Genomic DNA, 11,046 nt, shown 5'->3' on the forward strand with positions numbered 1-11,046 from the left:
CGAATAAAACTTTTTCATTTGCTGAAACAAGCTGAAATTACGCAATGCTTCCCGCAAAATCATAAAAACGTGCTGTTTATGAGCGAAACATTCAGGTGAAATGCGTTGTAACGCTGCATGACGCGTAGCAGCCGTGTATACTGTGCGGAGATTCACACTTCTGCTTTCTACATATCAACCTAATCAACTGAAACGTCATCATGGTTCAAGGCACGCTATACATAGTTTCCGCACCCAGTGGGGCGGGGAAATCAAGCCTGATTCAGGCTTTGTTAAAAACACAACCTTTGTACGACACGCAGGTTTCTATTTCTCATACCACGCGTGCTAAACGTCCTGGGGAGAATCACGGCGAGCATTACTTCTTTGTTTCCAAGGAAGAATTTTGCCAGATGATTGATGACGATGCTTTTCTTGAGCATGCCAAAGTATTTGAGAATTACTATGGCACCTCACGTCTGGCAATTGAGCAGGTTCTCGCAACCGGTGTTGATGTGTTTTTAGATATCGACTGGCAAGGCGCGCAGCAAATTCGCGCAAAAATGCCGACCGCGCGCAGTATCTTTATTTTGCCCCCATCCAAAGAAGAATTGGATCGCCGTTTACGCGGCCGTGGGCAAGATAGTGAAGAGGTTATTGCAAAGCGAATGGCGCAAGCTGTCGCGGAAATGACCCATTATGCAGAATATGATTATTTAATCGTGAATGATGACTTCAATCTGGCATTGTCTGATCTGAAAACCATCATTCGCGCTGAACGACTGCGTTTAGGCCGCCAGAAACAGCGGCATGACGCTTTAATCACCAAATTATTGGCAGACTGAACAGAGTTTCAGTATCATGCCCAGTCATTTCGTCACCTGTGGAGTAGCAGAATTATGGCACGCGTAACTGTTCAAGACGCTGTAGAGAAAATTGGTAACCGTTTTGACCTGGTGTTGGTCGCTGCTCGTCGGGCACGTCAAATCCAGTCCGGCGGTAAAGACGCACTGGTTCCAGAAGAAAACGATAAAGTTACTGTGATTGCGTTGCGTGAAATCGAAGAAGGCCTGATTACTAATCAGATTCTTGATGTGCGTGAACGCCAAGAACAGCAAGAGCAGGAAGCCGCAGAGATCCAAGCGGTAACCGCTATTGCTGAAGGTCGTCGTTAATTAGACAGCGAGTCTGCTTTGTACCTGTTTGAAAGCCTGAATCTGCTGATTCAACGTTACCTGCCAGAGGAGCAGATTAAGCGCCTCAAACAGGCATATCTTGTCGCGCGTGATGCTCACGAGGGTCAGACACGCTCCAGTGGTGAGCCTTATATTACTCACCCGGTTGCTGTGGCCTGTATTCTCGCGGAGATGCGGCTCGATTACGAAACCTTAATGGCGGCGCTGTTACATGACGTCATTGAAGATACTCCTGCCACATATCAAGATATGGAGCAGTTGTTTGGGAAAAGCGTAGCCGAGCTGGTCGAGGGTGTCTCTAAACTCGATAAACTGAACTTCCGCGACAAGAAAGAAGCCCAGGCGGAAAACTTCCGCAAAATGATCATGGCGATGGTGCAGGATATCCGCGTCATTTTGATCAAACTGGCTGACCGCACCCATAATATGCGAACGCTAGGCTCCCTACGCCCGGATAAGCGTCGCCGTATTGCCCGCGAAACCCTGGAAATATATAGCCCGCTTGCTCACCGGTTGGGTATTCATCATTTAAAAACCGAGCTGGAAGAGCTGGGTTTTGAAGCGCTCTACCCCAATCGCTACCGCGTGATTAAAGAAGTGGTGAAAGCCGCTCGTGGTAACCGCAAAGAGATGATTCAAAAAATTCTGGCGGAGATTGAAGGGCGTCTGACAGAGGCGGGGATACCTTGCCGCGTCAGTGGTCGAGAAAAGCATCTCTATTCTATCTATTGCAAGATGAACCTGAAGGAGCAGCGTTTTCACTCCATCATGGATATCTATGCTTTTCGGGTTATCGTTAAAGAAGTCGATACATGTTATCGGGTGTTGGGGCAGGCTCACAGCCTGTATAAACCACGTCCTGGTCGCGTAAAAGACTATATTGCCATCCCTAAAGCTAACGGCTATCAATCATTGCATACCTCATTAATCGGCCCTCATGGGGTTCCGGTAGAAGTGCAAATCCGTACTGAAGATATGGATCAGATGGCTGAAATGGGGGTTGCTGCACACTGGGCTTATAAAGAGCAAGGTGAGTCCGGCACCACCGCACAGATCCGCGCTCAGCGCTGGATGCAAAGCTTACTAGAGTTACAGCAAAGCGCGGGCAGCTCATTTGAATTTATTGAAAGTGTAAAATCTGATTTGTTCCCCGATGAGATTTACGTTTTCACTCCGGAAGGGCGCATTGTTGAACTCCCTGCCGGTGCAACACCTGTCGATTTTGCTTATGCCGTGCATACCGATATCGGTCATGCCTGTGTCGGTGCGCGCGTTGACCGCCAGCCCTATCCGCTTTCTCAGTCTCTGAGCAGTGGTCAGACTGTTGAGATAATTACCGCTCCAGGTGCAAGACCGAATGCCGCCTGGCTAAATTTTGTTGTCAGCTCTAAAGCTCGCGCCAAAATTCGTCAATTGCTGAAAAACCTGAAACGTGATGAGTCGGTAAGCCTTGGCCGCCGATTACTGAATCACGCCTTAGGGAATGGTCGAAAACTGTCTGATATTCCAGAAGAAAATATCAAACATGAACTGGATCGCATGAAGCTGGCTACACTGGATGATTTGTTGGCGGAAATTGGCTTGGGCAATGCAATGAGTGTGGTGGTGGCTAAAAACCTGCTGGGTGACCCATCCACACTGGCAACATCTGGTACCCGTAATCTGGCAATTAAAGGTGCCGATGGTGTCCTGATTACCTTTGCCAAATGCTGTCGTCCGATTCCCGGTGACCCCATTATCGCCCATATCAGTCCGGGTAAAGGCTTGGTTATCCATCATGAATCCTGCCGTAATATCCGTGGCTACCAGAAAGAGCCAGAGAAGTTTATGGCGGTTGAATGGGATCAAGAGACTGAGCAAGAGTTTATTGCTGAAATAAAAGTCGATATGTTCAACCAGCAAGGTGCCCTGGCAAATCTGACCGCAGCGATTAATGCGGCGGAATCTAATATTCAAAGCCTGAATACTGAAGAGAAAGATGGCCGGGTATATAGCGCCTTTATTCGCCTGACTACTCGTGACCGAGTCCATCTGGCTAACATTATGCGTAAAATTCGTATCATGCCAGATGTGGTCAAAGTCAGCCGTAACCGTAATTAACGCCTATGAATCCTCAACGCTATGCGCGGATTTGTGAAATGCTTGCAACCAGGCAGCCGGACTTAACGGTTTGCCTGGAAGAAGTACATAAACCTCATAATGTATCCGCAATTATTCGTACTGCTGATGCCGTCGGTATTCATCAGATCCATGCGATTTGGCCTACCCCTGCAATGTACACTCGGCTTTCTGCGGCTGCCGGTAGCAACAGTTGGGTTCAGGTAAAGACACACTCTCATATTACTGATGCCATTACTCATCTGAAGTCGCAGGGCATGCAAATACTTGCGACTCATCTGTCTGATAAAGCAGTAGATTTCCGTGAAATTGATTATACCCGCCCAACCTGTATTTTAATGGGGCAGGAAAAAACCGGTATATCTAAAGAAGCCTTGGCAATGGCAGATAAAGACATCATTATTCCGATGATCGGGATGGTGCAATCGCTCAATGTATCAGTCGCTTCGGCACTAATTTTATATGAAGCGCAGCGCCAACGACAGAATGCCGGTATGTATCAGCGAACTCAGAGTGTTTTGTCAGAAGCTGAGCAACAGCGGCTATTATTTGAAGGTGGCTACCCAGTGCTGGCGCAAGTGGCTAAACGTAAAGGGCTTCCTCAGCCTTATATTGATGAACAGGGTCAGGTTATTGCCGATGCGCAATGGTGGTCTGCCATGCAATCCACGGAGTCTTAAATGAAAGGCCGCCTACTGGATGCCGTACCCCTGAGTACACTTTCCGGTGTTGGCGCAAGTCAGGCTGGAAAACTGGCGAAGATGGGGCTGGAAACCATTCAAGATCTGTTGCTTCATCTTCCATTACGCTATGAGGATCGCACCAGGTTATACCGAATTGGCGATCTGTTGCCCGGCCTTTCAGTGACTGTTGAAGGTGAAGTTCTTCGTTCAGATATTAGTTTTGGCCGCCGCCGCATGATGACCTGCCAAATCAGTGACGGCAGCGGTGTGCTTACCCTGCGCTTTTTCAACTTCAATGCCGCGATGAAAAACAGCTTATCTCCAGGCAAGCATGTGATTGCCTATGGTGAAGCTAAACGAGGTAATACTGGCCCGGAAATCATTCATCCAGAATATCGGGTGCAGGGCGAAAATATTGGTGTTGAATTACAGGAGTCATTGACCCCCGTTTACCCCACCACGGAAGGCATTCGTCAGGCAACGCTGCGTAAACTGATTGATCAAGCGCTGGCAATGCTGGATTCCAGCGTTATTGCCGAATTGCTACCGATTGAATTAAGCCGCTCGCTGATCAGCTTGCCAGAAGCTATTCATATTTTGCATCGTCCACCAGCAGATATTCAACTGGCTGATTTAGAGCAGGGCAAACATCCCGCACAGCGGCGCTTAATAATGGAAGAGTTGCTAGCCCATAACCTCAGCATGCTGGCAGTCAGAGCGGGAGCGCAGAGCTATCGGGCGCTACCACTGTTACCCGAAGAACAACTTAAACAACGTTTTCTTGCGGCATTGCCCTTCACGCCAACTCATGCCCAGCAGCGGGTCGTGGCGGAAATCGAACAAGATATGACGCATAACTTCCCCATGATGCGTTTGATCCAAGGGGATGTGGGGTCTGGTAAAACGCTGGTTGCCGCACTGGCCGCACTACGCGCTATTGCACACGGTAAACAGGTCGCATTAATGGCACCGACTGAGTTGCTGGCTGAACAGCATGCGAATACTTTCCGCCAATGGCTGGAGCCTTTAGGTTTGGAAGTTGGCTGGTTGGCTGGGAAACAAAAAGGTAAAGCGCGTCTGGCACAACAAGAAGCGGTCGCCAGCGGTCAGGTTTCCATGGTCGTGGGAACGCATGCCATGTTCCAGGAACAAGTGCAATTCTCTGGATTAGCACTCGTTATTATTGATGAGCAGCATCGTTTTGGTGTTCATCAGCGGCTCGCATTATGGGAAAAGGGCGAGGAGCAAGGCTTCCATCCGCACCAGTTGATTATGACCGCGACGCCCATTCCCCGCACCCTGGCCATGACGGCCTATGCTGATCTGGATACCTCAGTAATCGATGAACTGCCGCCGGGTAGAACACCAGTCACAACAGTGGCAATTCCTGATACTCGCCGCAGTGATGTTATTCAGCGAGTCAAAAATGCCTGTTTAGAAGAGGGGCGGCAAGCTTATTGGGTCTGTACCTTAATTGAAGAATCTGAACTGTTAGAAGCTCAGGCTGCTGAAGTCACCTGCGAAGAGCTGAAAATCGCCTTGCCGGAGATTAAAGTCGGTTTGGTTCATGGGCGGATGAAAGGGCCGGAAAAACAGGCTGTTATGTTGGCCTTTAAGCAAGGTGAATTGCAGTTACTGGTTGCCACCACCGTGATTGAAGTTGGGGTTGATGTTCCGAATGCCAGCTTGATGATTATCGATAATCCAGAGCGCTTAGGGTTAGCGCAATTGCATCAATTACGTGGCCGTGTTGGTCGTGGTGCTGTCGCCTCACACTGTGTTCTGCTGTATAAAACGCCGCTGAGTAAAACGGCTCAGATGCGTTTGCAAGTGCTGCGCGACAGTAATGACGGCTTTGTTATTGCTCAGCGGGATTTGGAAATACGTGGCCCCGGCGAACTCTTAGGCACACGTCAGACTGGCAGTGCTGAATTTAAAATGGCTGATTTACTGCGTGATCAGGCAATGATCCCAGAAGTACAACGGGTAGCTCGCCACCTACATCAACAATATCCCGAACATGCACAGGCATTGATAGAACGCTGGCTACCTGAGCGGACGCGTTATACAAATGCTTGATAAATAAAGGGCGGATAAACCGCCCTTTAAGACCATGATCTTACAACAGAATCATCCCACGACTGCTGGGAAGATTGGCAGCAACAGATATAGCTTAATCACGATCACATTGACGATATCAATAAAGAACGCACCGACCATTGGCACCACCAGGAAGGCTAAATGCGATGGACCGAAACGGTCAGTAATGGCCTGCATATTGGCAATAGCCGTCGGTGTCGCGCCTAAACCGAAACCACAATGCCCCGCCGCTAACACTGCCGCATCATAGTTTTTGCCCATCAACCGGTAAGTAACGAAGATAGCGTACAGTGCCATCGCCAATGCCTGTACCGACAGAATCACCAACATCGGCAATGCCAGTGACGCCAACTCCCACAGTTTTAGACTCATCAAAGCCATTGCCAGGAACAGTGACAAACTGACATTGCCCAGCACTGAGACTGCGCGATCAAACACTTTATAGAAGCCGATTGCCGACAATGTGTTACTGAGAATAACCCCAACGAATAACACGCAGACAAAAGTCGGTAATTCAAACATCGTGCCCTGCAACCCGGCAGAAATCACTTGGCCTACCATGAGGCAAATCGCGATCATGGCGATAGTTTCGGTCAATACCAATGAGGTGATCATACGGCCAGCAGAGGGCTTTTCAAAAGCAGAAGGGACTTCGCTATCCTCTGGGGTGCCATCCGGTGTGGAAGAGTGTTTTACCAAATAGCGCGCCACCGGGCCGCCAATCAACCCACCCAGAACCAAACCAAATGTTGCGCAGGCCATTGCCACTTCGGTTGCATTTTCAAAGCCATAGCGCTCAACAAACACTTTACTCCACGCCGCTCCGGTACCGTGCCCGCCGGATAATGTAATTGAACCGGCCAATAAGCCCATTAACGGGTCCAACCCCATCAGTTTCGCGAGAGCAATACCAATCGCGTTCTGTACCAGTAGCAGGCCGACGACCACAAAGACAAACACACTCAACGCCTTGCCACCGGCACGTAAACTGGCCAGGTTGGCATTCAAGCCGATTGTTGCAAAGAATGCCAGCATCAAGGGATCTTTCAACGACATATCAAAACTGATTTCCCAACCGAGGGTCTTTTGCATCAGCAGCATCATAAAAGCTACCAGCAGACCTCCCGCAACCGGTTCAGGAATGGTGTACTTTTTTAGAAAAGGGACAGTTTGTACAAGTTTTCGGCCTAACAATAAAACCAAACAGGCCGCGACTAGCGTGCCATAGGTATCGAGATGAAACATCTTGGTACTCCATGCGATTGAAATGTCGAATAAAAATATGACGTTAGACAATTCCTTAATAAACGCCAAAACAGTAAGAGGGTGGATTAGAAAAAAAAATGCCTCTAATTACAAGTTTAGTAATAGAAAAACATGAACAAATATGGGCAGGAATATTTAAAAAATGCAGCGCAACCGATTGCTTTTGTGAGGCGGATCATTAAAATGCCCTCTTTGCCGATCCGGAAATGCCACTCCATGTCTACGCAATCCGCCGAACTTGATACACCACAGCAAGCAACTACTCGCCCTAGCGAATTAATTTATCGTTTAGAAGATCGTCCTCCACTCGCTCAAACTCTGTTTGCCGCATGCCAACATTTATTGGCTATGTTTGTTGCAGTGATAACTCCTGGCCTGTTGATTTGTCAGGCGCTGGGGCTGCCAGCGGAAGATACTCAACGAATTATTAGCATGTCACTATTTGCCTCTGGTCTGGCATCACTGCTGCAAATTAAAACCTGGGGGCCGGTTGGCTCTGGCCTGTTATCCATTCAGGGCACCAGTTTTAACTTTGTTTCTCCACTGATTATGGGCGGATTGGCACTGAAAAATGGCGGAGCGGATATCCCGACCATGATGGCAGCCCTGTTCGGTACCTTAATGGTCGCATCTTGTACTGAAATTATACTATCCCGCTTCTTGCATCTAGCGCGGCGTATTATCACCCCGCTGGTATCAGGTATTGTGGTAATGATTATCGGCCTGTCATTGATTCAGGTTGGGTTGACATCTATTGGTGGCGGTTATGGTGCGATGAGCGACCATACATTTGGCTCACCTAAAAACCTCATGCTGGCGGGCGCGGTACTCGTGGTCATAATTTTATTAAACCGCCAGCGCAACCCGTACCTGCGTGTCGCCTCACTGGTTATCGCCATGGCTGTGGGCTACCTGCTGGCTTGGGCGCTGGGCATGCTACCAGAGAGTCGCCCTGTCGTTGACACCGCACTGATCACTATCCCGACGCCGTTATACTATGGCTTATCTTTTGACTGGAACCTGCTGGTGCCATTAATGCTTATCTTCATGGTGACCTCACTTGAGACCATCGGGGATATCACGGCGACCTCGGATGTATCAGAGCAACCCGTTCATGGTCCGCTGTATATGAAACGCTTAAAAGGCGGTGTTTTGGCGAATGGTTTGAACTCCATGCTATCAGCCGTGTTCAATACCTTCCCTAACTCCTGTTTCGGCCAAAATAATGGGGTTATCCAATTGACCGGCGTTGCCAGCCGCTATGTTGGTTTTGTTGTCGCGCTGATGCTGATTGTACTGGGCCTGTTCCCGGCCGTTGCTGGGTTCGTACAACATATTCCAGAGCCAGTGCTGGGTGGTGCCACTCTCGTGATGTTCGGAACGATTGCCGCTTCCGGAGTACGTATCGTGTCACGCGAAACCCTTAATCGTCGCGCAATTATGATTATGGCGTTGTCATTAGCTGTCGGGATGGGCGTAGCACAGCAACCACTGATTCTGCAATTTGCACCAGATTGGGTCAAAACCCTGCTTTCTTCCGGAATTGCAGCCGGTGGTATCACCGCCATCGTGCTTAACTTACTCTTCCCACAAGAAAAATAATCTTTGCGTTAACACGTCGTTGAAATGGCCGGTCGTAAATGACACCGGCCATTTTTTTATGCTCCGATAACTGATTGTCTATTGAGCTAATGGACAATTTGCGGCATAAACAGAGTTCCGTATACAGACAGACGTGGAAATACCGGATGAAATTTCTCGGGAAAGTGCTGCTAACGTTATTACTGCTACTAGTGCTGTCGATAGTGCTGTGCTACGTGCTGCTTCAGACCAGCTGGGCTGCCGGTTGGTTAAGCCGCTGGGTGAATGATAACAGCGAATATCGCCTCTCTCTGGGGAAAATAGATCACTCCTGGTCCCAACCTGGGCAAGTCAGCTTTACTGATGTCACACTAGGACGGGCCAAGCAACCCGCGTTTCTTATTGCCCAGCAGGCGGTATTGGGTCTAAGTTGGCGACAACTGACTGAACCTCGTCATTTCCTCAGCCTCAATTTGCAAAATGGGAGCTTAGCGCTCAATAACAGTACCTCACCATTACCTTTGCAGGCTGATACCTTACGGCTGACCAATATGGCGCTGAATACCACTATTGAACCGCAAAACAAGGCAGGCCAGTGGAAAGTAACAGGCCAGCAAGTCACTGGCGGGTTGATCCCTTGGCAACCATTGCCCGGTAATAGTTTGGGCGAAAATGCTCAATTTCAGTTTAGCGCCGGTTCTTTGACCATTAATGGCATCACAGCCGAAAAACTTTATCTACAAGGCTCCATACAGAAAAACGCCCTGACTTTGAGTAATTTTGGGGCTGATATTGCGCAAGGGGAACTGACTGGGAATGCCAGTCAATCGGCTGACGGAAGTTGGCTGGTCGACCGCCTGCGCTTGAGTAATATCCGTCTACAAACTCCCGCAACATTAGAAGATGTCTGGAATACATTTTTACAGCTCCCTCCTATCACGCTAAAACGATTTGATTTAATTGATGCGCGTGTTGAAGGGAAAAACTGGGCATTTAATGATTTAGATCTCACACTGAAAAATATCACGTTCAAGCAAGGCGACTGGCAAAGTGACGAAGGCGAATTATCCCTTAATGCCGGAGACATTATTAAAGGTAATATTCATCTGATTGACCCAATCGCGACATTTACATTGTCACCAACTGGCGTGGCAATTAATCAATTCTCTACACGCTGGCAAGATGGTCTATTAAGAACCAAGGGAAGCTGGCTGCGTGATAGCCACCGCCTACAACTTGATGAGCTGACACTGGTGGCGCTAGTTTATACCCTACCCACGGACTGGAAACAGCAATGGCAACAAACGCTACCAAACTGGCTGTCTGAGGTCTATGTCAGTAAGTTGAATGCTAGCCGTAACTTATTAATTGATATTAGCCCGGACTTCCCATTCCAAATTACGTCGCTGGATGCTGCCGGGACTAATTTACTGCTGGCGAGAAATCATCAATGGGGAATGTGGTCAGGCTCAGTAACGCTAAATGCCGGGAATGCGACTTTTAATAAAAATGATGTCCGCCGCCCATCATTGGCTCTGAGCGCCAATGAACAGCAGATTACGGTTAGTGATTTAAGTGCGTTCACCAAAGAGGGATTGCTGGAAGCCACAGCGGCTATTGATCAAACACCCGGCAGAGCGTTATCCCTTGCGCTGACTGGCCGATCTGTCGACCTTAATATCTTACAAAACTGGGGCTGGCCAGCCTTACCGTTACAAGGGCTTGGTAATCTGAAATTACGGATATCAGGTAACCTGGCGGCAGATAATCCATTGAAACCCACTATTAATGGCACTCTACAAGCCACTGACAGCCACGGACAGCAAGTCAATCAAACTATGCAGCATGGTGAGATACAGGCCGTAGCAGGGCAGTAGCGCGCTTAAACAGCGCTTCCAAGCTTTGTTAAATGACTCTGAACACAAACCGCCGATCACGTGAAATATAACGTAATCGGCGTAAAAATACTTTTACATAAGGGGAAAGGATTTAGAATATTCGAAGAAGCTTTGAGGGACATAATTATTGATCTTATTATCATAGCAATAATCCATTACCTGCCGCTTGCTGGAAACACCCGCTTTTCTGTAGATGTTTTGAATAATATTACAAGCAGTTCCGGT

8 protein-coding genes and 1 pseudogene are annotated in these 11,046 nt (G+C 48.5%); 7 read left to right on the forward strand and 2 right to left on the reverse strand.

The window, feature by feature from the left end; translation table 11 throughout:
* Positions 1-200 precede the first annotated feature (200 nt).
* The 5 genes from gmk to recG are packed head-to-tail and all read left to right on the forward strand — an operon-like array spanning position 201 to position 6,055.
* On the forward strand, positions 201-824 hold the full coding sequence (gene gmk, locus HU019_RS09250; RefSeq protein WP_004704191.1) for a guanylate kinase: 624 nt from the start codon (positions 201-203) through the stop codon (positions 822-824).
* A gap of 54 nt (positions 825-878) precedes the next feature.
* Positions 879-1,154, forward strand: a complete 276-nt coding sequence (gene rpoZ, locus HU019_RS09255) for a DNA-directed RNA polymerase subunit omega (protein WP_004392061.1) — start codon at positions 879-881, stop codon at positions 1,152-1,154.
* 18 nt (positions 1,155-1,172) lie between these two features.
* Positions 1,173-3,275, forward strand: coding sequence for a bifunctional GTP diphosphokinase/guanosine-3',5'-bis pyrophosphate 3'-pyrophosphohydrolase (spoT, locus tag HU019_RS09260; protein WP_005165887.1), 2,103 nt, complete (start codon positions 1,173-1,175; stop codon positions 3,273-3,275).
* A 5-nt stretch (positions 3,276-3,280) separates the two neighbouring features.
* Positions 3,281-3,973, forward strand: a complete 693-nt coding sequence (gene trmH / locus HU019_RS09265; protein ID WP_174848434.1) for a tRNA (guanosine(18)-2'-O)-methyltransferase TrmH — start codon at positions 3,281-3,283, stop codon at positions 3,971-3,973.
* Positions 3,974-6,055 carry an ATP-dependent DNA helicase RecG gene (gene recG, locus HU019_RS09270; RefSeq protein ID WP_174848433.1) on the forward strand — a complete coding sequence of 694 codons (2,082 nt, stop codon included), beginning with the start codon at positions 3,974-3,976 and terminating at the stop codon, positions 6,053-6,055.
* 51 nt (positions 6,056-6,106) lie between these two features.
* Here recG and gltS read toward each other — a convergent pair whose 3' ends face one another.
* Positions 6,107-7,321 (reverse strand): sodium/glutamate symporter, encoded by a 1,215-nt coding sequence (gene gltS / locus HU019_RS09275; RefSeq protein WP_174848432.1) that lies wholly within the window; start codon positions 7,319-7,321, stop codon positions 6,107-6,109.
* A gap of 237 nt (positions 7,322-7,558) precedes the next feature.
* On the opposite strand from gltS, the gene HU019_RS09280 reads away from it, so the two are divergent.
* Together HU019_RS09280 and HU019_RS09285 are read left to right on the forward strand one after the other, a co-directional pair.
* Positions 7,559-8,944, forward strand: a complete 1,386-nt coding sequence (locus HU019_RS09280; RefSeq protein ID WP_174848431.1) for a uracil-xanthine permease family protein — start codon at positions 7,559-7,561, stop codon at positions 8,942-8,944.
* 146 nt (positions 8,945-9,090) lie between these two features.
* A complete protein-coding gene (locus HU019_RS09285) occupies positions 9,091-10,800 on the forward strand; it encodes an AsmA family protein (RefSeq protein WP_174848430.1) in 1,710 nt (569 codons plus the stop codon).
* Between the two features lie 93 nt (positions 10,801-10,893).
* On the opposite strand, the pseudogene HU019_RS20260 reads toward HU019_RS09285, so the two are convergent.
* Positions 10,894-11,046: pseudogene (locus tag HU019_RS20260) on the reverse strand (helix-turn-helix transcriptional regulator); the annotation flags it as partial.

Origin of the sequence: Yersinia artesiana, from assembly GCF_902726545.1 — a bacterium.
Taxonomy (GTDB): Bacteria; Pseudomonadota; Gammaproteobacteria; order Enterobacterales; family Enterobacteriaceae; genus Yersinia; species Yersinia artesiana.

Excerpts from the sequence above, each read along its gene's own strand:
- rpoZ (WP_004392061.1), top strand. The coding sequence starts at position 879 with ATGGCACGCGTAACTGTTCAAGACGCTGTAGAGAAAATTGGTAACCGT.
- gmk (WP_004704191.1), top strand. The coding sequence starts at position 201 with ATGGTTCAAGGCACGCTATACATAGTTTCCGCACCCAGTGGGGCGGGG.
- recG (WP_174848433.1), top strand. The coding sequence starts at position 3,974 with ATGAAAGGCCGCCTACTGGATGCCGTACCCCTGAGTACACTTTCCGGT.
- HU019_RS09280 (WP_174848431.1), top strand. The coding sequence starts at position 7,559 with ATGTCTACGCAATCCGCCGAACTTGATACACCACAGCAAGCAACTACT.
- gltS (WP_174848432.1), bottom strand. The coding sequence starts at position 7,321 with ATGTTTCATCTCGATACCTATGGCACGCTAGTCGCGGCCTGTTTGGTT.
- trmH (WP_174848434.1), top strand. The coding sequence starts at position 3,281 with ATGAATCCTCAACGCTATGCGCGGATTTGTGAAATGCTTGCAACCAGG.
- HU019_RS09285 (WP_174848430.1), top strand. The coding sequence starts at position 9,091 with ATGAAATTTCTCGGGAAAGTGCTGCTAACGTTATTACTGCTACTAGTG.